The following is a 26,248-nucleotide window of genomic DNA, read 5'->3' as shown; positions in this document are numbered from 1 at the left end:
CAATTAGAGGAAAGTGTGCCAAAAGGCATTACTCTGCTAGTTTTGGGGGATGAAAGGAGGTAAGTTTACCACTGGTAAAAAATGACATTTTCTGACAACTCCCATTTTCAATGCTGCACTTCGTTCAACATGACATTTCACTCTGATATGAAATTGTCTAGACAAGGAATTTCCAAGCCATCAATATTCTGAATTGGATAAAAAGTTAATAGGCGGGAGCTGCACACCCAATCGGATCACAGAAAAGTCTAGAAAAGGGGATTTTTTTTATGGAGCCTGCAATCGTAATTAAGGATCTCAAAAAATCGTTCGGAGACAAAAAAGTTCTCGATGGCATTTCCCTCTCGATTCCCAAAGGTACAATTTTTGGTCTACTCGGACCTAATGGAGCTGGAAAAACAACCTCCCTACGAATCCTGTCCTGCCTCATTGAGCCTACGTCAGGAGAAGTCACCATTCTCGGTCATCAAATCAGCAAGAACAAAGAAGAGATTCGCAAAAAAATTGGTTGTGTAACAGAATCTCCCGGGGTGTACGACAAGCTTACTCTGTTGGACAACCTGGAATTCTTCGCCTCCTGCTACCAGATTCCCAAAGCCAAGCGTGCTTCACGCATCGAATATTTGCTTCGCCAGTTCGATTTATGGGACAGAAGAAACGATCCTGCTGGCAGATTGTCAAAAGGAATGAAACAAAAACTTTCGATTGTTTGCGCGATTTTACACGACCCAGAAGTGCTTTTCTTAGACGAGGTCACAGCCAATCTCGATCCTGTAAGCACTCGGAAGCTGAAAGATTTGATTCGCGAGTGGGCTGCATCTGGAAAAACGATCATCTTTTGTTCACACATCCTGGCAGAAATTGATGAGTTATGTCATGAATTCGCCATCATTAAGGGCGAGGTGATTCGTTTAACTACCCCACAGAAGTTCCGCGAAGAGTGGACCACCTACAATGTGCTTCTTGACGTAGGATCGGATTCTCAAAAGTCGGAACAGATTATTAAAGCCGCTGAGGAAGTTGAGACGTATAAGCGCACTGAAGATCACTTCCACCTGAGGGTAGCCAATCCGAAGGCCTCGAACCCACAGCTGATCAAAAAGCTGGTCGCAGCGGATATTACCGTCAATTACATAGCACCCATCTCCGTGTCACTGGAGGACTCCTATCTCAGCTTGTTGAATCAAGAAAAGGAGGCGATTTAGGATGCCGGGATTTGTTATTCTCCGGGAATGGAAAGAGCTTTTCGCTGCCCGCTCTGTATTGATTACGAATCTAGCTGCACCATTCGTTATATTAGTTGTCGCTCTGATCACAACTGTATTTGCCCAAAACGGTAAGATGGAGTTCATCCTTAACCTGATGAAATTGACCAATCCCCTCCTTAACATGGCAGGTGCAGATGGTCATATTGCCATTGCCCGCTTCTATTTCCTCTTATTCCTGATCGTACCGGCGATGATCCCCTTAACATTTGCCACGACGAGCATCATCATGGAAAAAATGACAGGAACATTGGAAAGCGTGCTGGTCACCCCGATTTCCACCAAGGAGTTTTTGCTTGGGAAGGTTCTAGCGTACTCCTTACCTTCCATCGCTCTGACCTGGGTGGTCCAGCTAATCTTTCTGGGGTTCATCTTTGCAACCTTTGACAATGCTAGCGAGTATTTTTCCATCGTATTTATTCTCGCGATGCTCCTGCTGGTCCCATTTATTTCAATCATCAGCGTATCCATGAGCGTCATTGTTTCCTCCAAAGTTGACAACGTTGCAGCAGCCCAACAATTTGGTGCCATCCTGGTTCTGCCGATCATCGGACTTGCTGTCAGTCAGGTCATCTTCCTTTCAATGATGAGCAATCCGGTAATCTATCTGGGAATGGTCACGCTTGGTGCGGTGGTTGCCCTGATCTTGTTCCAGATAAGTATTAAGGTGTTTGATCGCGAGCATATCATCAGCAAGTGGAAATAACTGAAAGTATGAAAAATAACCACCTTATGAAATCGTTGTTGTCACACGATTCCATAAGGTGGTTTTACTATTTGCGAAGTGTTTTTAGCCAATTACCGCTTTTAGGGTTTGGGTCATTGTGTGCCAGTCTTCTTCTTGCATGATCGTATCCAAAGGTCTTTTCAATTCCATTAGTACATCATCTACATAATGCTCGCGTCTCATTCCCACGAGGACGCTGTGTACCTCTGGAGTGGCGCGCATCGTTCTAATCGCTGCTTGGCTGAGGTTATCTGTTGTCATTAAATGCGGTTTCACCCTCGTCAGCTCTTTCGAGATATCCAGTGAACGCTGGTAGTCTTTGGGGGCGTAATAGCTCTTCAAAGCTTCAGCTGTCTCCATGAGAGTTGCCTTGTAGGTATCCAGCCATTGTTGTGTCTGGTCGTCCAAGCCCCCATGTTTTTTAATCGTATTGCGAATATCTTCGATGACCGGCTCAAACATGAAGCTTCTCACATTTTGCACATTTGTGGCAGAGTATAGCTTTTTCCAGTATTTTCGGAGTGTAGCGCCAGATGATATTTTTTTCTTCAGCTCTTTCACATCTTCTTTCTCCATGTTAAGCAATGGCAAGACGCGATAGACGATCTGATCCTCTACATCATCTACACGATTCAGACAATCCTTGATTTGACGGAGGGCTTCTTTTTCGTCAATGACTGTGCTCTGATCTAGTTGGATGTTCGTCAGGCGGAAGATTTTTTCCTTCGCTGTCACATCTAGCGTCCGGTTGGTCATGACACCAAGTCCTTTTTCCTTGGCAAATAACAAGGCACTCTTGCCTTGCGCATGGCTTTTTTCGAGCATGGCACCGGATTCGTACATGTTCATTGGAAACTGGATGACGCGAAAATGGTGATTCGGCGTAATCTTTTCTGCAATCTCCCAGAGGGTATCCAGCGCAACAAAATCAAATTCCTTGACATTGCTGACAAACGAATTGGCACTGACTCCATAGCATTGAATCCGACCTGATTCTACTTCTTTCTCCAGATGTCGAAAAGCCTTCTCCATTCGCTCTAATAATTCATCATACGCTTCCTGTTGTTTGATCTTTTTCATCTTTGCCCATAGCAAATACCACTCTGGATTGTGGAGCATGTAGCAATCAATCGTGTCCACCTGTAACCGCTGCAGGCTGCGCGTCAGCTGGTCTTGAAGGTATTCTGGGTGAATACATATCGACAATCCATCATGTACCGTCGTGAAGTCTTGATACGGTTTGCCTTCCTCTGTCCTCTTCAACGTCTCTTCGGAATCTTCGCCTTGAACGATACCGGCCTTGGACACGATGACAAGCTCTTCCCGCTTTATTCTTTCTTCACTGATCAGCTGCTTCAGCACACGACCGATGACTTTCTCAGCGCTACCATTTGTATACATACTACTCGTGTCAATCAGGTTAATTCCTTCGAGCAGTGCCTTACGGAGTGCCTGCTGGTACTGTTCATCTTGTTCATCAATCCGGTACGTTCCGAATCCAACCTGACTGATCCAAACATCGAAGCTGCCAAATTGCTTATAGAAAAGATGGGGATTGGCCTGTGCTAGGCGCTGTGTCCCCTCTCGTGTTGCTTTTCCTGTCATCATCCTATCCCCCTGTACCCTGCAAGATAATTTTGAAGAGTTGACCCGACAATAGTAAGGACTTGGTCCTGCTGAGAATGGATGAAAAAATGGTCCCCTTCCAATATGTGCGTTTGAAAAGAACCGTTCGTGTGATCTCTCCAGGCTTCGATATGGGGTACGGAAAAATCCGGGTCCTGCCAACCGCCAATGGCCGTCAGTCCGAACTCCAGCGGTTCCTCGTCCTGATAGCGATACGTCTCGCATATCGTGAAATCGGCCCGAAGCGTAGGGAGAAGCATGTCGAGAATCTCCTTGTCCTCAAAAATTTCCTTTGGCGTGCCATTCATCGTTCGTACGCCCTCCAGAAACTCTTGATCTGGGAGGTGATGGATGGCTTCACCCGGATCTGGCAGATGCGGGGCATGGTATCCGGATGCAAACAAGTGTTGCGGCTTGAGGTTGTAATGTTTGCGTAAATATCTAGCCAGCTCAAAGCTGACCAGTGTTCCCATGCTATGTCCAAAAAAGGCAAACGGTCGATTCAGATAGGGAAGTAGCGCTTCTGCCAGATCACGAATCATTACAGACAAATCCGTGTAGCAAGGCTCTAAAAAGCGATTACTTCTGCCTGGCAGCTGCACAGGACAAACGCCAATCTGAACGGGCAGCTTTTTTTGCCAATCCCGATAAATACCAGCATGACCACCAGCATAGTGAAAGCAAAATAATAGCACTTCTGCCTCCGCCGTCATTTTTGCAGAGAGTAGCCATCGGTTCTGGGAAACGTACATCTTTTGCATAGGTATCCTCCTCGATATTACTTAGGGAACAATGCGTATTTTTGCACCATCTTTTAATTGTGATTGTCCTTTGATAACTACCTGCTCTCCTGGTTTCACTCCAGAGCCGATAAGCGTCTTCTCCGTTCCTTTCGAAGCGATTGAGATTTCCTTCTCCGCTACTCTTTCTCCATCCACGACGTAGGCTACCGATTTCCCATTTCGCTCAAGGATGGCATCGGTCGGTATGAGAATACCTGCTTGTCCTTTGAGTGAAGACACTTCCGCCTTCATTCCGGGAAGTAGCGTACCTTTTGGATTTGGGACTTCTATTTCCACGGGGAAAAGCTTAGATTGCTCAGAAGCCTTTAGTCCCACGTAGGCAATACTGCCTTTGACCTTGATATTTTGAGAGGGAACCTGCAATTCTAGTTGTGTTCCTTTTTGGAAGCTCGCCAACGCTTTTTCTGACACATTCACCTTCACAATCATCGGGTCAAGGTTAATGACCGTTGCAATAGGCTTCTGCGGGTTGATCGTGTCACCTTCTTGAACTTGGATATCGGTGACAATGCCGTCTACTGTTGATTTGATCAGTGTGTTATCCAGCGCATTTCTGGAAATATCCACTTCAACCTTTCCTTGTTGCACGTTCGCTTGTGTGACTCGTCCATTTTTATCGGCTGTATTCACTTGCGTCCGAGCATTAATTAAAGCGATTTGGGCCTGATCTAGCTGGCTTTGATACTGGTTTTTTGCTTGCAGAAATGCGTTTTGTGCATTCTCCAGCTCACTTTTGGACAAAGCTTTCTCTTCAAACAGCTTTTTAGCGCGGTCGTAATTTGCTTGCGCCAGCGTCAAACCTTGTGCAATCGTACGCTGGGCATTCGCATAGGTTTGCTCCGCCTGCTTCAGTTGACTGTTTGCCAATTCGCTCGACGTCCCCATTTTGTTGGAATGCTCTAGATTTGCGTTGGCGACCGCTAATGCCGCCTCAGCATGACGCAGTTTCAATTGCGCTTCGGTTTGATCCAGCTTTCCGATGACTTGTCCTTTTTTTACTGTGTCCCCTTTTTTCACTAGGATTTGCGAAACGGTCCCGGTAGTTTTGCCGTAAATACTCACGTCCGTGTTCGCGAATACCTCCGCCAGCAACCTATCAGATTCTTTGAGTTCTCCTTCCGTTACTTCCTCTACTTGAACATCAACGGAATTCTCCACTTTAATGGTTTCAACCTCAGGACTGGACTGGCTTTCGATTTGTGTTCTTCCTTGATTCGAATTGGTCTTTTCTGCGGATTGAGAATTGCATCCAGAGATGATCGTCAGGCCTATAAGGCATGCCACACCTGAGCTGATTAGCTTCGTCTTCTGCATTTTTAGTAAACTCCTCCCTCTGCCTTACCCAGACTTTTTCATATCGCGTAAACTTTTCAGCACAGAAATAAACATATCCTCACTTGGCTCGATCTCCGCTTCTTTGGTATCAGGGGCAAAAAAATCTTTTTTGATCCGATACAGTAATTCATACCCGATAGGAACCACGATTAAGGTCAGGATCGTTGAAGTAACGAGTCCACCAATGACCACGATCGCCAAGCTTTTGGTCATCAAGGCTCCTTCAGAAAAGCCGAGGTAAAGCGGCAAGAGCGCGCTAACTGTCGCAACTGCCGTCATAATAATGGGGCGTAATCGGGTCACGCCAGCTTCGACAACTGCCTCACGCATAGAAGTCCCTTCCAGTCTTCGATGCTGGATATTGTCCACATATACGATTGCATTGGTAACAACAATTCCTACCAGCATCAAAAAGCCGATAAGTGCCGTTATATCGAGAACGGTATCCGAAATGAACAGACCAAATAATCCGCCGATCACAGCAAGTGGCAGGGACAGTAGAATCGCGAGCGGAGCCGTCGCATTGCCAAAAGTGATGAGCATGACAATGTAGACGATAAAAATCGCTGCACCAATGGCTAAGAGCATATCTTTAAAGCTTTTTTCCATGTCGCTTGAGACACCTTCTGATGACAATGTAACTCCAGCAGGCAATTTTTCCGCTTGCAACATCGCAAACAGGAAATTACTCGCTCCTCCTTTGTTGTCGCTCGTGATATCTGCTGTAATTTGTACGAACTGTTTTTCGTCCTTGCGCATGATTTGTGATTGAACTTTTTCTTGGTCAATCTCGGCAAAGTCCACCAAACGCACTTGTTGCTTGCTTGGCGTTTGAATGTAGATATTGTTCAGTTCCTCTAGCGATTTTGCATGGCTTTCACCGAGTCCAAAGAAAAGACTATAGTCTTTGTCGTCGACTTTGATCTTGCCAATTTGGGTATCCGAGACCAGGAGGTTGATCTCTTGAGCCACTTGTACAGGGGAAACTCCCAATTCCGAGGCTTTGTCTCTATCGACTTTAATGACAACTTCATTTTTGAAATCGTTCAAATTGTCCTTCACATTTGTCAACAGAGGACTTACTTTCAAGTTTGATTTGACAATTTCGCTGGCCTCTTTCAAACGATCCAGATCTGGCCCGTACAGGATCACCTTGAACTTGTTGGTATCGCTGCTACCAGGTTTAGTCAAGGCCATTTCAGATCCTAGTGGAATCATTGGTTTGACGATTCCCTCAAATTTCTTGATGGTTTGGTCGAGATTCACATCTGGCCCTGTTTTGATTATTAAGAGGGCTTGGTTGGATTGGCGTATTTCCGCTTCATTTTCGGAGCCAAGATTGATTTCTATGTACTCTACTTCTGGCTGCTCCAGCAATTTACTTTCGACCTGGGCAACCGTTTGATCGAGACCATCTAGTTGTGTACCTTTTGGCATCGTTACTTGCGCGAATATGTACTTCGCTTCCGGATCAGGAAACAATCCGTATTTCATATACGGGAGAAGCGCTAGACTAGCGACAAATAGAACGAGTGACAGAAATCCGATAGCGGGCTTGCGGTTGAGTGACCAGTGTAGTAACTTCCTGTACGTGTCAGATCCTTTCCCATGTTCATATTCCTTGATATTGCGGTCTTTTAGGATCATCAGCTTGGCTAACAGTGGAACAATCGTCACGGCGACTAATAGTGAGGCAAACAAAGAGCAAACGACGGTTAGTGCAAATGGTCGGAATACTTCTCCAATCATCCCTCCAACAAACACAATGGGTAAAAATACGGCAGTTGTTGTAAAAGTCGATGAGGTAATGGCATGTAGCATTTCGTGGGTGGCAATTTGAATCAAGTTTTCCTTGCGTTCTTTGTTCAATTGCAAATGGCGGAAAATGTTCTCGATGACGACGATACTGTCATCCACAACTCGTCCTACAGCCACTGCCATCCCGAAAAGTGTGATCATATTGAGAGTGATGCCCATAAAGGACATGAAGATCAGACTTACAAGGATGGATGTTGGGATTGAAACTAGGACGATGAGGGTTGCTTTTACATGACGCAAAAACAGCAAGATGACTACAGAAGCCATAATAGCTCCGAGCAAGCCTTCCTTGAGCATGCCGTTAATCGAATTCTTGATATCAACAGAGGTGTCATAAATCGTGGTAAAGGTTAAGTCCGGGTACTCTTCTTTTAAAAGGGATAGTTTTTCATTGATGGCATCGCCGGTTTCTACTGCATTGGCATCACGTGTTTTGTAAATATTGATGTTAATTCCATTCTGGCCGTTAAAGCGGCTGATCGAATTAATGACCTGATCAAAATTGACTTCTGCGATGTCCCCAAGTCTGACGTAGGTAAGCCCATTTTTGGGGTCACTTGGGAGGAATATCTTGGTGTTACGAATATCTTCCACATTGAGGTAACGGCTCACCACGCGAATGATGCGCTCTTCCCCATCCTCGGTGATCGCACCAATTGGCAGAGCTACGTGATTGTCAAGTAAAAGCTGTTTCAACTGCAACGGAGAGATTCCGTAGTAGTTTAGCGAATCTATATTCGGCAGGATTTTCATTTCTTTGAATTGCCCGCCTATTGTCGATACTTTATCAACACTTTCAATACCTTCTAACTCTTTGATCACGCTTTCTTTCACATCGTTGTCAAAATGATCGAGTCCACTCTCCTTATCCTGTCCTGTCACAAACAGATAATAGACGGGTTGATTGCTGAATCCCTGAATCATCACTTGCGGTCTGCTTACTTTGCTAGGAAGCGCGATACTGGAGATTTTTCTTTCCAGCTCGTCCCTGACAGCTTGTACATCTGAACCAGTCTCCAAGTAGACCTGTAGCGTGGAACTATTGTTGCTTGAGTATGACTCCACTGCTTTAACGCCTGTTACATGCCCAATTTCACGTTCCAATGGCTTCGTTACATCATCGAGAACATCTTCTGGTGATGCATCCGGATAAGTAGTATTGACTAGAAGCACAGGGAAAGTGATATCCGGCATGTTCTCTACCTTGAGAGACATGGCGGCAATGATTCCACTGACTACGACAAGCAGGCTCATAATAATAATAGCGGTTGAGTTTCTGAGAGAAAAATTCGTTAGAAAACGCAAGGCATGCCCCCCTCATTCCTAGTAAATTCCATTCTCTATATTACCCCTCATTTTTTCCGTATTCAATAAATTTCCATAAAAATTAAATTTTGTTTTTCATTTCGCTTTTTTACAAAACAGTAAAGAAGACCAAAAACCACCTTACGACGGAGTTTTTGATCTACTTACTCGAAAAATCTCTCGAAATGTCGAACACTTGTATGTTTCTACACACAACGGATTCGTGTGGGAAGCTTTCTTATTTAATGAAACCATGAAGGATGATATCCCCTATCGCGTGAGCAATCATTGCGTACTCCAGCCCACGCTTCCAGTAGAGGTAACCGAATAATATACCTGCCACCCCGTTAAGAGCGATCGTGCGAATGAACAACAGCGGGGTAATCTCACCAAAATAGACATTTGCCGCAGGGAGATGACCAAGCCCGAATATAAGGGCTGCCCCAAAGATGCCTGCCCAGTACATCCAGGGCTTAGGGGAGGATTTACGTCCGAATAGCTTGCTCAAAATCCACACGATCATTGTCATCATGAACAAACGAACCATGACTTCCTCGTATACTCCGCCTTGAATGGCTGTCAGCATACCTGCCCAAACCGACACTTCTAAGTCTTGGGCCTTTTCCGCCAAGATTGGCAGTAATGGTTGGAAAACGGCGAGTTCCAGTAGGAGGAGAAGAGCTGTTGCTGCAAATCCAAAGATGACTGCTTGAATGATCCCCTTTTTGTTGAAGGATTCTCCACCCTTTTTATATAACCACTTCCGAAGGACAGGAGCATCCAGCCCAACCTTGACTGCGAAAGTCAATCCAATCCACGAAAACAGAAATGCCATGATGCTTCCCTGCAAGACGAAAATTGCCATTGCAACCGGTATCGGGAGAGGAATCATGGATAATGCATCCCCGCTAATTGCCAGCATATAGGGAATAGCTGAGATAAAGCCGATAGCGCTCACCACTGATAACAGAATTGCTATTTTCAAGTTTTTCATTCTACTTTCCCCTTCCTATTTTTTTGTAATAGTAGTGGCTACTTGCGATAGAAATCAGAATTGTCACCAACACAATGATCAACATTAGGATGTAATGAATGGTTGTTGGTAAAAATGAGGTGAGCATGATGAGGATTCCTCCGATGAAGAACACACGGGAACTCAATAGGTGAGTATTTTTCCAGACCTCTTCACTCGCGAGGGACCATGGCGTGCGTATCCCAATCAGATAGTTATGTCGAAAACGAGGCATAAAGTTCCCAATTGTTACAAAGAGAATTCCTAAAATAAGCGTGACGAATATCCCAATATTTAACATATACCCATATCCATATGCGATTATCACGCCATGGATGACGAGAAGTACGATCATTAATGTATTCAAGATTGTATCGTGACTGCTTTGGAACTTTTGGTAATACTGTTTTTGACTGCGAACAGCCACGAAAATAAACAGCATCACAACCGGAATAAAGGATACACCCACAAGCTTAGGCGCAAAACCATTCGGTTCGCCATTTGGTCCCCAATGAATTGCCATCTGATCAGGCATTGAGGGATAACAAATGACACCCAATACAACACTGATGACAAAAAATAAAATAGACAAATTGGATTTATTCATGTGACTACCTCCCTTTCTAATGGAATTGGATAAACCATTTTAATAAGTCTTGAAAAACGGTCGTATTAAGTGAGTAGTAGATGTTTTGTCCTTTTCGTTCGTCGTAAACCATTTGTGCCTGTTTCAACAAACTGAGGTGGTGGGAGATGCTGGGCTTTGTCATTTGAAAATGGTCGGCTATTTCCCCAGCCGTCATATCTTTCTCCCTCAACAGGTCAAGAATCTTTCTTCTTGTGGGATCAGAGAGTGCCTTAAATGCGTAATTCATTGACATAATCAATCGATCCTACTTTCATACTTCATTGTTAGATATTTAGAAATTCATCTAAATATTGTGTTGAAAAATGCCTTGTGCCAGCTCGTAAGAAACTACTGAATGGAGGGAGTTTGGTTTGTGAATCGTTCATCCGTATATTGATTCTACCATAAATACAAAATTTATCCAATAACTTTACAAATGGTACGTAATTCGTCAATGAAATCGAACATAAGCAGCCATCCCCTATTCCCTTGATCACAAAATCAATGAGTTCCTCTATTTCGTGAAGAAAGGGGCGCTGCATGAGGACTTTTTATAGGCTAATTTTCTCAACTAGCAAAATGACATCGGTTTGCTTACATAGCACTTTCCGAAGTATGTATAATGTCGAGTGACATATGCATTTTCTGGCAACTCGCAGTCAGTATCCTTGGTTATATCACTCGACAAGTCGACAAGAATCAATCTAAGCGAGCAATCTCTTTATTTAATTGCCACTAACTTTCATGAGCATAACTTGTCAATTACGATTCGATACGTGAATATCTAAATGTATGCCAAATTTCATTATCATCCTTAATGGTAAGATAGATTTGCCCCGCTCCATAATCCGCCATGGCTGGATATACTTTTCCAGGGGTATATTCCCCTACATATTTACCATAATAATCGCTATCAAATGTTAATCTTCTTTCCGATATCTCAAAGGTTACCGATGTCCCTGTCGCTGCTATACATTTGACATTTACTTTATCTACTCCTGGCTGTTGATAGGTTTGATCATTTTGAGTCTGCACTGGGCTTTGCTGTCTAACAACTTCTAAATCCTTTTTTAATCCGTCATTCTTTTTCGTACATGCTGACAAGGCTTCTTGTACTTCCGCCAAGCGTCGCTCTAATCTGGCAATGTGTCTCAGTAATTCGTAATCGTTGTAGTGTCTGCCTTCTCCCGCTGAAATTGGATAATAACCCTCTTGTGGATACCACCCGTACATAAATTCCCTCCTCTATTGGCTTGATACACTTTACGTTATGGATTTTCCGCCTATTCGTTCGCCTATTTTACCAAAAATTGGTTTTAGGCTGACTCCACAAAATGAAACAGCGGCCACCTAAGACCTAAAAATAAAGTCTTAGACTGTCCGCTGTTTTTATTGAATGAACGTTCGCTGACTTATCGCTTATCAAATTCTACTCCGTATTTATTGAAGATAGCCCTGTATTTATTCTCGAATATGCTCCATCGCTTTTCTGTTCCGTACGTTTCCTGCAAAGCCTCCCAATAATGTTTAGCCGCTACTACATCATTGGATTGTAAGAGCAAATGAAAGCTCTCTTCGCTCAGATGTAAAAATGGACCTGAAGTGTAATAATCAACAATGGATCTGGCACTGGTCATCGTATCATAGAAATGAATAACCTCTTCTAATCCACTTAGCAGTGTTTTTCTTACATCATCCATATTCGTATCAGGAGTGATTGAAAATCGATCTGGAACAGACTCAACAATTTCCCCAATTCTTGCTCTGAAGTGACACTCCGCTTCTTGAGGTGCTGTTAGAATCTCTCTCGATTGTATTTGTGCCAACTCCGCTGCATAAATACCGCAGTTCACATAAAACATGACATTGTCCGCTAAATTACCAGCAGATTTTTGGAAGTTGAACATGTAGATGAGGTTTTCAGTACTCTTGTTAAAATTCAAACTCTTCTTTGCGAAGCCTTGCTTGGAAAGGAACGGCTTTACGTCCTGTTTAATCATATCGTTGAAGTGCTGCTGCAACATGATCCCTCCTAGAACTTTACGATAGATTTTTTGTTTCAAATATGTATTGGTTAAAGCATTCTGCTGGCGTTTTTCCGCCAAAAAGTTGAACAGTCTGCCTTATCCAAGATATTAAACTCGATCATTTTCTCAAGTAATGAGAAATCAACTGGAATATCCCAACGGATACGTACCAACTCTTTCGTGTGATCATAGCCAGCCTCTACAATTTCATCAGAAAAACGAGTAATCCCTACCCTTTCTGGGGAAACAGCCAAATGATGTTTGGCTACGCTAAAGCCAATAATAAATGTACCGTGATCAGTAAACATAGGCTGATTCCACGCAATTTTGGGTATTAAATTAGGGAATTTCTTGGTTACCCACCCCATAACCTCTTCCGTTCGGGCACGATGTTACGGGTTATCAATACGCGCTAAATATTCTTCAAAAACTTCCATGTTGTTCCCTCCTAAGATAACTATATAACTATGTCATTCAGAGAAGTTCCACAAACCGATTCGTCGTTGTAACTACTCACAGAACTGATTGTCAGAAGAAGATATAAACCGGCTGCAAGCATGCGGCCGGTTTATGTTGATTCGGGTCAAGCAGGGTTTAGTTTTCGTAGCGAATGCGGTTATTGTTCCAACACCGTTTCAAACTTGCCGAACCATGCACTCCAGCCATACTTGGCGCCTTCGAGTCCGTGAACATTAGAGAATCCAGTTTGTTCGAGATGAAGATTAACCTTTCCGTCCCCTAAATCCTGCAGCGTCCAGGTGACCGTATGCCGCTCGTCTCCGGTAGCCCAAGAATAGGACAATCGGTGTGGTGCTTCCACGACAAGCACTTCGCCTTCAACGATCCCATCCCAATATTCGGACGGCTGATGGCGAAACTGAAAGCAATGCCCCACGACGGGTTTAAAATCATTTTCCGCGATCCACTTTGCTAACTTGCTTGAATCGGTCAGTGCGGACCAAGCCTTCTCAATCGATGTCGTGTACTGAAAATCCAAGGATAATGCTAAACTCATTCTTCTTCCTCCTTTAATAGTTGGTTCAAGCGCAACATATTCATACTCCAATACTTGCTGTAGAAAGCCACCCAATCTTGAATTTCTTTGAGTGGAGAGGCGTTGAGCCTAAAGCGCGTTTCTCTGCCGACTTTTCGATCAAGTACCAGTCCGGCCTCTTTGAGAATCGTCAAATGCTTGGATACCGCTGTACGGCCCATTGGAAACTGTGACGTCAACTCGTGAAGCGGTAACTCCTCTGCCTCTGCTAACAAACGAATCAGTTGACGCCTAGTTGGATCTGCAATAGCTGCGAACACATCCCGCAACTGGTTGTTCTCGCTCACAACACCCGCTCCTAAATATTTTTACCAAGGGACAGTCGTTAATGTTTCCGGATCTAGCCCCTACGAGGCGATGCCCCCTAAATGGACGACTATTCGTGTCTCATTGATTATAGGACACCATTTGGTGTTGTGTAAACTTATACTGGCATTTCAGCTTTCCATTGACTTCGGTCCTACAATAAAGGATTTACCATTGTTTTTATATAGTTGTAAAACTTATCCATTTCCTGATGTAAGTGATCCCTTGAATCAAGATAAGCTACGCTTATTGAAGTATTGTTAGCAATTTCATCAAGTTCGTCTTTGTAAATATATGACTTTTTGCTATCCATATAGAGTAGTTTTCGTTGTTTCTCGTCTCCGTTCCCTTCTGCCTCTATCTGTTTTAGAATCGACCGAAAATCACTTGGGTCATCACTGATACGTGTTGTTATTTTAACAATATTCTCTGTAGGAGCAGATGCCAAAGTGAATGGTTTCTGCTTTCCAGGTTAAATCCTTCTCTTATTCAAATAGAAAAGAAAATACATCTTCTCCCCCTTTCCCAAAATGATTAGCTGCTAATTGGACACCATTTGGTGACGTTTTAATTTTATGACACCATTTAGTGTCGTGTCAACAGCATTTTAAACTTCATATGAAAACTGTCAATGGAAGGGTACGCGCTGCTTCTACAAATCGTTTTACTCCGAATCCAATCCCTGCAAAGATGACAATAACCAACAAGAAAGGTTATAGACGAGACTTTCATGTAATTGAATGACTCTTGTCTAACGATTTTGACCTTCTTTCTTACAATTTAATAAGAATGGAGAGGATGGCATGCTTATTCGACCCAGAAAATAAAAAGGCTGTCCCGCAGTCATTATTCATGACTTTTGGGAAAGCCCTCTCTACATTTTTAGATTATACTTCCTTACTTTCGGTTTTACGATCACGGCAAAGCTTTCTTCATCTAATAGTTAAAAACCAATTGGATAGTTGTACCTTCACCCAGCTTACTTTCTATTCTTATTTCAGCGTCATGAATTTTAGCTATCTCCTTGCATAATGAAAGCCCGAGCCCGAGGCCTCCTCCATTCGCTCTCGATCTCGATTTGTCGGACATAAAGAATGGCTCAAAAACTTTTGTTATGTCGTCATCAGGAATGCCGATCCCTGTATCTTTCACTTCCAGAATCATTTTTGACTCAGTATCTCTGTATGAAGATAAAAGTATTTTATCGTTGTTCTTCGATGCTTTAATCGCATTGTCTATCAGGTTTGCAAGTAAAATTTTCATCAAATCCTTATCCATTAAAACACTAAGAGGCTCCGTCGATATTTCCAGATCAATATTCTTTATGTTCAGCTTTGGAATAAAAGAATTTTTGATTTCCACAAAAAGTTCTTCAAGTTTTCCCTTTTTCAACTCAAAATCTTCTTTGCGCAAAACAATGAGCTCCATAAGCTTAAATGTCAGTTTCTCTAGCCGCTTTCCTTCTTCATAAATAAAGCTTAATGAGTTGATATAAGTCTCTTCATCATATTTATTCGTTCTTAAAAAATCCGCATAGCCTATGATTGAAGTTAACGGAGTCCTTAGTTCATGTACCAGGTTATCGATAAACCTTTGCTTGTCTTCTGAAGTTTTTTTAAGCTGGTTTACTTTATCTTCTACATCAACAGCCATCAAATTGAAATTTTCCGCTAACAACCCAATTTCATCATTCGATTTTACCTTTACTCTTTCACTGAAATTCCCGCCTGCAATTATTCTTGTAGATTTGATAAGTTTATTAATCGGTTTTACTATAAACATGCTCATAATTATGGTAACAATAACCAAAATTGCTGAAATAAGAGTATTTAACTTTATTAAAAGGCTTAATAAGTCTTTTCTATTTTCATAAACACTCGAAATATCTTTCACGTAAGAAACCTTATAGTGATTATTTTCCAAATAAATATTCTTAGCTATAAATAAGTAAGTCTTATTCCCTAAATCCCGTATGATGTAGTTTACTTTATCTGATGGTATGTTTAATTCTTCTCGATAAGTAAGAGTTATCTTGTTGTTTTTAAAATGACTGAAAATAACCTTATTAGCTTCATCTATTACATCCAAATATACATCCTGTTCTCCGAGGTTGTCCAAGTAAGTACGAATCATTGAATCTATGTTTTGTTTGCCAACTCCTTCAGCATCCGGGTTTGCAGATTTTTGAACTTTAAGTAGATATAAATTAGATTCTAAAGAGTTAGCAAATCGATCCTGTTCACTTATCCCGGAACGGATCTCCATATTGAGATTTAGTTCAAAGCTGCTATTAATAAGGTATATGGATGCTGGTACAAAAAAGATTTCAAATATGATTAATGTACATAAAAATATCCTCTGCCAAAATTTCATTTATTCCTCCAGCCTATATCCCAACTTAAATACTGTTTTAATTTCATCTTTCCATTCCAGCTTTTTTCTTAGCTTTTGTATATGGTTGTCTATCGTCCGAGTCTCGCCAATGTAGTCATATCCCCAAATTTTTTCTATGATTTTTTCCCTCGTTAATACGATGTTTTTATTTTGTACTAAAAACACCAATAATTCGTACTCTTTCAAGGTAAGCTCAATAATTTGACCGTTCTTTTTAACCTTCATTTCTTGCAGGTATACTTCTGTGTCTTTAAAATTTATGATGTTGCTTTTTTTATTGTAATGCCTTAATACATTTTCAATTCTGGCCAACAATTCAATTCCTTCAAAGGGTTTCGTAATATAGTCATCTACTCCCGCTTTTAATCCATACACCTTATCTGCAACTGAACTTTTCGCAGTTAAAAAAATGACAGGTATCCCTAAAGGTTTAATTTTCTCGAATAAAGTAAATCCATCAACTTTTGGAAGCATAACATCCAAAAGTATTAGATCAAAATGATCTTTTTCAATTACACTCAGGGCTTCCTCTCCATTAAAAACGATTACACTCTCATAATTTGCCGTATTTAAATTCAATTTAATTAAATTTGCTACTGCGATATCATCTTCAACAACTAAAATTTTTATCATTCTGTTTTTACCTCATTCCTTTTGCAACGGTTAGATGGAGTAAGTACCATTTCGGGCACTTACTCCATCTTATCAGTCCTACAATTTTTAATTCGCTTTCAGTTCTCTGAAATTCTCACGGTAGTCTTTTTCTACGGAAGGTAGAGTAATTAGTCTATCATAATTAATATCATAACTTGATACTGAATAATTCTTCAGACTAATTGTCATCTCTACATCCCTTCCATCTTCCAGATTGCAAAGAACACGTATGGTTCCGGAACTAGCAGTCTTACTAACCTTCATCGTATTTTCGTTAACATTTTTCTGTTGTTGATCAAAAAAGTTGATAACCGCAGTTTTAACTTTAGCATCATCGATTGTTGTCTCAGAGCTTGAATTTTCATTAGTCCAAGCAGTTAAAGAAACAATTTCCCCTGTTTTTTCATTTATGACAATGCGATTAGAAGCGGCCATTGTCTGATTTAAGTCTTCAGCACGAACAAACTGTACCACGATAACATTTGCAGTATCTTTTTTGGCGTTTTCTTTTAATACAGCTGCATCTTCTTTTGAATATAAATCCATAAAGAACTTAAATTCTTCTTGCGCGTTCGTTCGATTAACACGCGCCTCACCAAATGATTTCGCGTCAAGCCCCATATAGTCTTTTAGAGCTTTGGTTGCCATTTTTACCGCTTCTTCATCACTAATCTTTCCATTTGCTGCTTTGACTACAAGATTTGTGTTGGTTTGATTTGTGCCATTTCCTGCTTTGCTTGACACTGTTACGACCTTGTTTTTAGTAGAATTAACCGCGTTTTCGCTTGCAAATACAGCTGCTGTAGCACCGCCTACAATTGTTAGTGCCATTGAAAAAACGAGAATATTTTTTTTGTTCATCGTAATGCCTCCTGAAATTTTTTGTTTTTGGTTTGTGCAAACCCTTGTTACAGTTAATAGAATATAGCGGTAATATGTAAAAAGTATCTTTCAGTTGTCTCTAAGTTGTAAATTCTATAAAGAAAAGACAGATATTGCATTTGCAGCCGTCTTTGGATGAATAGTGGTTTTTTCTGCTGCTTTAATCTCACTATCGCTACAGTAGCATAATAAACCGAAAAGAAGCTTAGGAAAAGAAAACAGAAACGAATTGAAAAAATAGGCAAGATTGAAAAAACCACCTGGAGGCTTGCTTCAGGTGGTTCGCTACTATTATAAGTGTTTCCATGCGCGTGAGTCGAATTTCAATCATTTTCAGATTGCGCTTTTAGTGGAGATCGAAACGATCTGCATTCATTACCTTCACCCATGCAGCTATGAAGTCACGTACAAACTTTTCTTTGTTATCGTCTTGCGCATATACTTCCGCAATGGCACGCAGTACAGAGTTTGAACCGAACACGAGATCAACAGCAGTTGCTGTACGCAAGACTTCACCTGTTTTGCCATCACGTCCTTCAAATACGCCTCCATCTACAGGCTTCCACTTTACTCCCATGTCTAGCAAGTTAACAAAGAAGTCGTTCGTCAGTGTGCCTACTCGATCCGTGAATACACCGTGTTGTGTGCCACCGTGATTTGTACCAATAACACGCATCCCGCCAACGAGTGCAGTCATTTCTGGAGCAGTAAGGTTTAGTAGTTGTGCCTTGTCTACCAGGAGCTCTGCAGGACTTACACGATACTGCTTCTTCTGATAGTTCCGGAAACCATCAGCGATTGGCTCGAGCACGGCAAAGCTTTCTTCATCTGTCTGCTCTTGTGTTGCATCGCCACGTCCAGGAGCAAAAGGAACGGCTACATCAAAGCCAGCATCTTGTGCAGCTTTTTCGACTGCGGCACTGCCGCCGAGTACAATCAAATCAGCCATGCTGACTTTTTTACCAAAGTCCTCTTGAATGACTCCCAGGATCGTAAGCACTTTTTCAAGTTTTTTAGGCTCATTCACTTCCCACTCGTTCTGCGGAGCAAGACGGATGCGAGCACCATTTGCGCCACCACGCATATCCGAGCCACGGAAGGTACAAGCGGAAGCCCAAGCCGTTGTTACCAGCTCGCTGACGGTAAGGCCCGAGTCTAAGATTCGTGTTTTCAGTTCTGCTACATCGGCATCTGTTAGTTCATAATCAGCAGCGGGTACAGGATCTTGCCAGATAAAATCTTCTGCTGGAACTTCTGGGCCTAGATATCTTGAGCGAGGTCCCATGTCGCGGTGAGTAAGTTTGAACCATGCACTTGCAAATGCATCTGCAAACTCCTCTGGATTCTCATAGTAACGACGAGAAATCTTTTCGTATGCTGGGTCCATACGCAAGGCCATATCCGCAGTGGTCATCATCGTTGGAACGCGAACGGATGCATCTTCTGCATCTGGTGCAAGATGCTCATCAGCAGGATTTACAGCAACCCATTGGTGTGCACCTGCAGGGCTCTTGGTCAGCTCCCATTCATAGCCGAACAATAATTCAAAGAAACCATTATCCCATTGTGTCGGATTCGCAGTCCAGGCACCTTCAATACCGCTGCTGATGGCGTCGCGACCTTTACCGGAACCGTGTGTGCTCTGCCATCCTAAGCCCATTGCTTCCAAGGGAGCGGCTTCTGGCTCTGGGCCTACAAGAGCAGCATCTCCTGCGCCGTGAGCCTTACCAAATGTATGGCCACCTGCCACGAGTGCAACGGTTTCTTCATCGTTCATTCCCATGCGTTTGAAGGTTTCGCGAATGTCACGAGCACTTGCAAGCGGGTCTGGATTCCCGTTCGGACCTTCGGGGTTCACATAAATCAGACCCATCTGAACAGCAGCAAGCGGATTCTCGAGCTCACGATCGCCGGTGTAGCGCTTATCGCCTAGCCATTCCTTTTCAGCACCCCAGTAAATATCTTCTTCTGGATGCCAAACGTCCGCGCGTCCGCCTCCAAAACCGCTTGTCTTCCCACCCATGGATTCAATAGCAGCATTACCTGCTAGAATGTACAAGTCGGCCCAAGAGATCTTGTTGCCATATTTTTGCTTGATCGGCCATAGCAATCGACGAGCTTTATCAAGGTTGGCATTGTCTGGCCAGCTGTTAAGTGGAGCAAAACGCTGTGTGCCGGTTCCAGCACCTCCACGGCCGTCTCCTGTACGATATGTACCAGCGGAGTGCCAAGCCATACGGATAAATAATGGCCCGTAATGTCCGTAATCGGCAGGCCACCAATCTTGGCTGTTTGTCATTAGATCATAAAGATCCTGTTTTAGAGCCTGGTAGTCCAACTTTTTGAACTCTTCTGCATAATTGAAGTCTTCGCCCATAGGGTTAGATTTTTTGTCATGCTGATGCAGGATGTTCAAGTTCAACTGGTTGGGCCACCAGTGTTTATTCGACGTAGCACTAGGGTTGTGGTTCGTAGTGCTACCGTGCGAAAACGGGCACTTTCCAGTGTTAGCAGTTGCCATAGAGTCCATTTGTCCCTCTCCCGTCATTTAAATTAAGTATTAAATAATAATACTTCTAATTAAGTTATATAGCAGTTAACAAGAGAAATCAACATCTTTTTGCTCTTTTCATCTTCACGATAAAATATATGAACTCTTTCATTTCCGATTTTATGCTGTTTCTAACGTATGCATGGACCATGTAGATTATGATTTTGTCATCAGTTTGTTAGCCTCTTTTGCATCACAAAAAACCCACAATTCTCCTCGTAACGGAATTTGTGGGCTTTTTATGCGTAATCGTTTCAACTTCGCATCCTTGTTTATGTTGATCATCAGATTCTCAGTCAGTAGAGTCCGGAGAAATCACTTCCCATTTTCCAAACAGTGTGAGTCCTGCTGCTTTCGCCAAGGCCGTTGACGCATGGTTATCGAGTTGACATCGGTACTGCGGTTCGTATCCTTGACCATAGGCGTATTTGCAGATGGAACGCACCACTTTGCGGGCGTGACCTTTTCCTCTAAAGGACGTCAGCGTCAGTACGCCAAGATCCGCAATTTGCGCATCATCCTCCCATGGATACATACTGGCAGCGCTAACCAGGCGATTTTGCTCAAAAGAGCCGAACACCGCCCAGTGATCCAATTCCACATAAGCGTCATCCAAGTCTTGTTCCGAGGCGGAGGATACGAATTCGGAGAAAAACGCCTCATCTTGCTCGGTTAACCGGCGCAAGTCACCTTCGAGGTTTTCTTGCAGCAATACGTTCTTATCGGCTTTTGAAAAATAAAAAAGATAATCTGCGCCATGCAGCGTGACGCCCGCTTCATTCAATTTCTGGCGAAAGATCGACTCAGACAAGGTTTGTTGTTGTGAGAGGCCTATCTTATCGGCCAGCGCAGGCGTCAAGACAGCCATAACACGTCCGTCGGAGGTTTCCAGCACCATGACCCGACTATCTTCGTCAAGTGCAGGGTTTATAGCAACAGTAAAAGATTCATCGCTATAGAGGACGTCACCGTTCAAAAATTGCTCCCGCCAAAAGTCAGTGATCATTTGTGAAAATACAGGTGCACTTCTTACTGGATTGGTCATTATGTTCACTTCCTTATACGTTAGACTTATGTGAAACACATTCTATACCTTGACATAGTGTCAAGGTCAACAACAAAACTCCATTTCTCTAAAGCGCAAATCGTAACATGATTTCTATCTACACCACCTCTAGTGACTTGCAATCGGAATACATATTTCCGTGATGTATTCAGAATGGTTATCTGTTTCTCTACCATAATCTGATGTTCTGTTGTAGACTGTTGCAGGTCATTTTTAGATAGGACCGACTTGATCTCTTCTAATGAGAATCCATATCTTCTGAATTGCTTGATCATCGAAATTTTATACATTTCCTCATCGCTGTAATACCTGTACCCGTTTTGCTCTATAAGATTCCCCATCATTTTCGTAATACAAGTTGAATGACATGGGCTAATCCTGTGTGCGCCTTTCCTGCCACACGCTCTTGTTCCCCATAGAAGAAATGGATCACTTCATGACCTTTGCACCAAGCAAGAATATCTTTTGGATCATAAAGCATTTCAAGTTCCTTGGGGCCGCCCGTACCATACTTTAATTGTTCCTCTGAGAATACCTCAAGCATGAGAATCCCTTTAGGCTTTATTGCCTTTTTCATTTTATTCAGAACCATGGTCTGAGCATTTTTATGAAAATGTCCATATACCATAATGGCGGCATCATATTCTTCGCTCGGCACATCCTCTTGCAAGAGGTCCATTTTTCGAGTGTGTACGTCAACCGAATGCTTCTGCGCCAGTTTTTTCGTTTTTTGCAATCCGCTCTCCGCATAGTCAATGGCTGTCACTTCATGATTTCTTTTTGCTAGAAAAACTGCATTCCGGCCTTCACCCTCTGCAAACGCGATCACTTTTTGACCTTGTTCTAACCGAAAAGCTTGTTGTTGAATAAAAACGTTAGGTTCTTCTCCATAATAATATTCTTCCGAATGAAAGCGTTCATTCCAAATATTCCTCATACTATCCGCCTCCTGTCATTAAAATCTATTGTAGATTTATTATATCTACAATATCTCCAAAGATGAGAATTTGTCAATATCTCGTGGTAACGAGAGCATGACGATTTACCCCTGTAAAGGCCGGACCGAGTGTTTTTTATTTTGGTTGCTGTTGCGTTACGCAGTGAATCATGCCACCGTACGCATACAACTTCCTTACGTCTATGCCGACAATTCTTCTACTCGGGAATTGCCCTTCCAGGATTCGCAGTCCCAACCCGTCATGTTCATCACCATATATCGGAACCAATACCACTTCGTTTCCTATATAAAAATTTAAATACGACCCTCTACAGCCAGCTTCTTTTACTACTTTTCCTTGTAACAGGCATTGGTATGAGTTGAAATGGCTTTCCATCCGTATTTCTTGCATGTCGTAATTCCTGATAATGTTTTTCGTAAGCATCTAGAAGGCGAGCTTCACTTTCACCAAAAGGGTCATACTCATAGAGGATGGTTTTTTCATTAACGAAGCGTGCTGTCCCATCGATATGGAAGTCTGTTACTTCATCGTGGTTATCCTCTCCACAAAGACCGGTTATCCAGATAAAGTTCGTTACACCCAGATACTTGGTTAACGCACTTTCGATTTCTTCTTGACGAAGCGCAGGATTTCGATTCTCATTCATGATGGAGGATTTTGCTGCCAACAAAGTACCTGTATCAAGAAATCAATTTTACCCATATTCACTTTTGCTTCATTCAACTTTGTTTGCACATGCTTTCTTTCGTTTTCATTACAAACAACAACATGGACATTTTCACCATAGTGAAGCTCCTTGGCCATCGTTACCCAAATATCATCGAGTTTCGCTCTGTATCTTTCGCCTTTATTGGTTCCATCATAGGGCCATTGGAGCCACGTTCCCTCATGCTTTTCCCATTCCGCCGGCATAAAAAAGGCAATGTTATCTCTACTTCCCACCAAGTTTCACTCCTCCTTACGAGTAAAACTCATTCTAAACCTTCACAATGTGTCAAGGTCAAGGACAGATCAGCATTACCTACAAAAGAGTCCATCCGGATCATCATGACAAAGGGCGAATCGTCTCTACTAGACATCCGCCCTTTGCTATTTATATCGTTTTCACTTCATGGTGGCGAAGGTAATCTCGGAACGAAAGGTGTCTTTCAATTTCTTGAATATGATCGTACTTGAAAGCATGAATTTGATGAGTACGATTGTCTCCACCCTTACGGAAGTATCGCCTTTACCCCCTAATCTACTTCACATGAAAATCTGATTAGTCGGCAGCTCTCTAATTCTTTCATTTGTACGTTGTTTATTATCTCATTCGTAGCTAAGCGGCTAATAATGGGAGCTAGGGTAACAGCTGAATGCATAACGGTCAGATAAAGACCCTTTATTTTGTCATGAAATCCAACAATGGGGTAACCATCTTCAGGCATGGGTCTCAAGCCTACCTTGATGCTTTCCAGCTCCAACTTCTCTCCTCCTTTTAAATTGTGCTGTAGAATTTCAAACGCCCGCTTTCCAACTGCCTCGGGTCCATTTTGTTCAGACTCATCGATATAATCTTCCGCTGCTAGTAACGTCTCATCGGTTAGTTGTCTCGCTTCAAACTTAGAATTTGAAACTAAGGTGTGGATCAACTTTTCTTTCGATTTCATTCGGATGAGTATAGAAGGCGAAGGAGCGACAGGAACATCGAAGCCTAATGGCTTACAGAGTTCGGGTATAGCTACCCCAGTCGCTAATACAACAACATCTGATTCTATAAAACCATTGGAGGTGTTAACCCCAATAACCTTAGAGCCCTCTGTGATTATTTGCATCACTTCTGTATCAAACAGTATGTTCGCTCCATTTTCTTCTGCTTTTTTCACGAAAAGTTTTGCAGTCAAAATTGGATCTAGTGCGCCTTCTTCGTGCGCATAATAAGCTTCCTCGGGATATTCCTTTAGATTCGGTTCTAATTCTATGATTTGCTGCTTTTTTAATGGTTGTTTACGAGACTCCTCAAGCTCTGTAGGGACTCCCCAAGTCAGTGCTCCATCCCATTTTATTTCTAGTTCAGGTATCTCTTTTTCTAATTCATGATATTCGGCTATCGATGCATCATACAAATGTCGAAAATTTTCTAATACCCGGTCCGATGGATGAATCCAAGCGAAAGACTTATTCGTGGCTTCACATGCAGCAGTTGAATTCGTCTCTATTAAAGTGACATTCTGATTCTGCATTGATAAATAATAGACCATGGATGCACCAACAATACCTGCACCAACCACTACAATTTTTTGATTCTTCATCATGAGCGCTCCCTCCTGTGAAACTCAAGTCTTTTTGATAGAAAGATGAGTTTTAATAAGGATACCCCGCCATCAAGATCTTTGCTCATACAGCTTAACGATTTCGATGATGGTGTTTACAGCGTGCATCATGTTGTCAACGGAGACATACTCGAACCGCCCGTGGTAGTTTTCTCCTCCAGTGAAAATATTCGGTGTTGGCAACCCCATGTAGGATAGCTGGGAGCCATCTGTACCACCGCGTATCGGCTGAATAATCGGCACGATTCCGAGGTTTTCTAGTGCTTGTGTAGCGATGTCCACTACTTCCATTACAGGCTCAATTTTTTCCCGCATGTTGAAGTATTCATCTTTGATTTCGAGCTCAATTCGCTTCTCTCCGTATTTTTTCTGTAAGTCTTCTACGATACGAGCCATTTCGGACTTTCTCTCCTGAAACCGATTACGATCGTGATCCCGGATCAAATAACGAAGCTGAGTTTGTTCGACGTCACCTTGAATGGAAGACAGATGATAGAAGCCTTCGTAGCCTTCCGTCTTCTCAGGAGTTTCATCCGCTGGCAACCTTCCATGCAGCTCCATGGCTATTTTAGCAGCGTTGACCATTTTACCTTTGGCCGAGCCAGGGTGAACGTTCTTCCCTTTACAAGTAACGATGGCTGATGCAGCGTTAAAGCTCTCGTACTCGATCCCGCCAAGAGCACCGCCATCCATCGTATAGGCATATACTGCGTCGAAGGCGGACACATCAAACTTGTCTGGACCTCTGCCGATTTCTTCATCCGGGGTGAAAGCTACTCTCACTTTCCCGTGTTTTCGTTCTGGATGTCGAATCAGATAAGCCATAGCGGTCATGATTTCGGCAATACCAGCTTTATCATCAGCGCCAAGTAATGTGGTACCGTCTGTCGTAATTAAGGTATGCCCTTTGTAGCCAGCCAGCTCTGGAAACTCGTGTGGCGAAAGGACAATATTCAGTGCTTCATTCAAAACAATGTCTTGTCCGTTATAATTTTCGATAACTTGCGGCTTCACGCCAGCGCCGGTAAAATCGGTGGCGGTATCCATATGAGCAAGAAAACCGATTGTTGGAACTTCTTTGTCTGTATTGGACGGTAGGGTTGCCATTACATAACCGTTCGCATCCATCGTAACTTCCTGCATACCTATGGCTTTCAGCTCGTCTACGAGCATTTGGGCCAGCACTAGCTGCCCTGGTGTAGAGGGGCAAGTTTCGCTGTTCTCATCGGATTGTGTATCAACTTGTGCGTAAGAGATGAATCTATTCATCATTTCCGTTTTCATGGACTTATCTCAACTCCAGTACAAATAGTCAAACCTATTCAAGAAAGAGGCAATCTCGTGACAAATTCTACCACGATCTCCGTCGATTCTTCAATCACTACACCATATTGACGTGCTGTCTCCGCATGTTTATTCTTCCTTATGGTCAAGAAATTCCTCAAGCTCATCCAGCTTGCTCGACCAGAAGTGACGATATGACTGACTCTGAAAAATAAAACAGCGACGACCCAGACCCGAAAA

At 42.6% G+C, this 26,248-nt stretch carries 22 protein-coding genes and 3 pseudogenes; 2 read left to right on the top strand and 23 right to left on the bottom strand.

Going from position 1 to position 26,248, the window contains the following annotated elements; all coding sequences use genetic code 11:
* Positions 1-269: 269 nt before the first annotated feature.
* On the top strand, positions 270-1,205 hold the full coding sequence (locus ACKKE8_RS15900) for an ABC transporter ATP-binding protein (protein ID WP_409178985.1): 936 nt from the start codon (positions 270-272) through the stop codon (positions 1,203-1,205).
* A gap of 1 nt (position 1,206) precedes the next feature.
* A complete protein-coding gene (locus ACKKE8_RS15895; protein WP_409178984.1) occupies positions 1,207-1,971 on the top strand; it encodes an ABC transporter permease in 765 nt (254 codons plus the stop codon).
* A gap of 84 nt (positions 1,972-2,055) precedes the next feature.
* Here ACKKE8_RS15895 and ACKKE8_RS15890 read toward each other — a convergent pair whose 3' ends face one another.
* The 23 genes and pseudogenes from ACKKE8_RS15890 to pepT all read right to left on the bottom strand — a co-directional run bounded on the left by ACKKE8_RS15890 (position 2,056) and on the right by pepT (position 26,008).
* Complete coding sequence (locus ACKKE8_RS15890; protein ID WP_409178983.1) at positions 2,056-3,600, bottom strand: aldo/keto reductase; 1,545 nt, start codon at positions 3,598-3,600, stop codon at positions 2,056-2,058.
* A complete protein-coding gene (gene lgrE / locus ACKKE8_RS15885) occupies positions 3,597-4,379 on the bottom strand; it encodes a linear gramicidin aldoreductase LgrE (RefSeq protein WP_409178982.1) in 783 nt (260 codons plus the stop codon). The genes ACKKE8_RS15890 and lgrE overlap by 4 nt, the downstream gene beginning before the upstream one ends.
* Before the next feature lie 21 nt (positions 4,380-4,400).
* A complete protein-coding gene (locus tag ACKKE8_RS15880; protein ID WP_409178981.1) occupies positions 4,401-5,735 on the bottom strand; it encodes an efflux RND transporter periplasmic adaptor subunit in 1,335 nt (444 codons plus the stop codon).
* A gap of 24 nt (positions 5,736-5,759) precedes the next feature.
* Positions 5,760-8,879 carry an efflux RND transporter permease subunit gene (locus tag ACKKE8_RS15875; RefSeq protein ID WP_409178980.1) on the bottom strand — a complete coding sequence of 1,040 codons (3,120 nt, stop codon included), beginning with the start codon at positions 8,877-8,879 and terminating at the stop codon, positions 5,760-5,762.
* Between the two features lie 238 nt (positions 8,880-9,117).
* Positions 9,118-9,873, bottom strand: coding sequence for a CPBP family intramembrane glutamic endopeptidase (locus tag ACKKE8_RS15870; protein WP_409178979.1), 756 nt, complete (start codon positions 9,871-9,873; stop codon positions 9,118-9,120).
* A gap of 1 nt (position 9,874) precedes the next feature.
* A complete protein-coding gene (locus ACKKE8_RS15865) occupies positions 9,875-10,498 on the bottom strand; it encodes an SdpI family protein (protein WP_409178978.1) in 624 nt (207 codons plus the stop codon).
* 16 nt (positions 10,499-10,514) lie between these two features.
* Positions 10,515-10,772: an autorepressor SdpR family transcription factor gene (locus tag ACKKE8_RS15860; protein ID WP_007729097.1), complete on the bottom strand. Its 258-nt coding sequence runs from the start codon at positions 10,770-10,772 to the stop codon at positions 10,515-10,517.
* A 509-nt stretch (positions 10,773-11,281) separates the two neighbouring features.
* Positions 11,282-11,752, bottom strand: a complete 471-nt coding sequence (locus tag ACKKE8_RS15855; protein WP_409178977.1) for a hypothetical protein — start codon at positions 11,750-11,752, stop codon at positions 11,282-11,284.
* A 179-nt stretch (positions 11,753-11,931) separates the two neighbouring features.
* Positions 11,932-12,543: a DUF4304 domain-containing protein gene (locus ACKKE8_RS15850; protein ID WP_409179134.1), complete on the bottom strand. Its 612-nt coding sequence runs from the start codon at positions 12,541-12,543 to the stop codon at positions 11,932-11,934.
* A 50-nt stretch (positions 12,544-12,593) separates the two neighbouring features.
* A pseudogene (locus ACKKE8_RS15845) lies at positions 12,594-12,983 on the bottom strand (iron chaperone).
* A 179-nt stretch (positions 12,984-13,162) separates the two neighbouring features.
* Positions 13,163-13,561, bottom strand: a complete 399-nt coding sequence (locus tag ACKKE8_RS15840; RefSeq protein ID WP_409178976.1) for an SRPBCC family protein — start codon at positions 13,559-13,561, stop codon at positions 13,163-13,165.
* Positions 13,558-13,887 (bottom strand): ArsR/SmtB family transcription factor, encoded by a 330-nt coding sequence (locus tag ACKKE8_RS15835; protein WP_409178975.1) that lies wholly within the window; start codon positions 13,885-13,887, stop codon positions 13,558-13,560. The genes ACKKE8_RS15840 and ACKKE8_RS15835 overlap by 4 nt, the downstream gene beginning before the upstream one ends.
* 955 nt (positions 13,888-14,842) lie before the next feature.
* Positions 14,843-16,279 carry a sensor histidine kinase gene (locus ACKKE8_RS15830; RefSeq protein WP_409178974.1) on the bottom strand — a complete coding sequence of 479 codons (1,437 nt, stop codon included), beginning with the start codon at positions 16,277-16,279 and terminating at the stop codon, positions 14,843-14,845.
* Positions 16,280-16,933 carry a response regulator transcription factor gene (locus ACKKE8_RS15825; RefSeq protein ID WP_409178973.1) on the bottom strand — a complete coding sequence of 218 codons (654 nt, stop codon included), beginning with the start codon at positions 16,931-16,933 and terminating at the stop codon, positions 16,280-16,282. It abuts the gene before it with no gap.
* 87 nt (positions 16,934-17,020) lie between these two features.
* A complete protein-coding gene (locus tag ACKKE8_RS15820; protein ID WP_409178972.1) occupies positions 17,021-17,815 on the bottom strand; it encodes a hypothetical protein in 795 nt (264 codons plus the stop codon).
* Positions 17,816-18,182: 367 nt separating this feature from the next.
* Positions 18,183-20,366, bottom strand: a complete 2,184-nt coding sequence (gene katG, locus ACKKE8_RS15815) for a catalase/peroxidase HPI (protein WP_409178971.1) — start codon at positions 20,364-20,366, stop codon at positions 18,183-18,185.
* Between the two features lie 313 nt (positions 20,367-20,679).
* Entirely contained in the window at positions 20,680-21,432 is a 753-nt protein-coding gene (locus ACKKE8_RS15810) for a GNAT family N-acetyltransferase (protein WP_409178970.1), read from the bottom strand.
* 26 nt (positions 21,433-21,458) lie between these two features.
* A complete protein-coding gene (locus ACKKE8_RS15805) occupies positions 21,459-21,794 on the bottom strand; it encodes a MerR family transcriptional regulator (protein ID WP_409179133.1) in 336 nt (111 codons plus the stop codon).
* Entirely contained in the window at positions 21,794-22,390 is a 597-nt protein-coding gene (locus ACKKE8_RS15800; protein ID WP_409178969.1) for a class I SAM-dependent methyltransferase, read from the bottom strand. Before ACKKE8_RS15800 ends, ACKKE8_RS15805 begins: the two co-directional genes overlap by 1 nt.
* A 136-nt stretch (positions 22,391-22,526) precedes the next feature.
* Positions 22,527-23,354 (bottom strand): annotated as a pseudogene (locus ACKKE8_RS15795) (agmatine/peptidylarginine deiminase).
* A gap of 169 nt (positions 23,355-23,523) precedes the next feature.
* A pseudogene (locus ACKKE8_RS15790) lies at positions 23,524-23,640 on the bottom strand (GrpB family protein); the annotation flags it as partial.
* Between the two features lie 7 nt (positions 23,641-23,647).
* Entirely contained in the window at positions 23,648-24,706 is a 1,059-nt protein-coding gene (locus ACKKE8_RS15785; RefSeq protein ID WP_409178968.1) for an NAD(P)/FAD-dependent oxidoreductase, read from the bottom strand.
* Positions 24,707-24,775: 69 nt separating this feature from the next.
* Entirely contained in the window at positions 24,776-26,008 is a 1,233-nt protein-coding gene (gene pepT, locus ACKKE8_RS15780; RefSeq protein ID WP_409178967.1) for a peptidase T, read from the bottom strand.
* Positions 26,009-26,248: the final 240 nt, after the last annotated feature.

It is taken from the genome of Brevibacillus fortis, from assembly GCF_046196545.1.
GTDB classification, from domain to species: Bacteria; Bacillota; Bacilli; order Brevibacillales; family Brevibacillaceae; genus Brevibacillus; species Brevibacillus fortis_A.
Note: the sequence above shows the minus strand (reverse complement) of the source record. Positions and strands in the feature narration are given on the sequence as shown.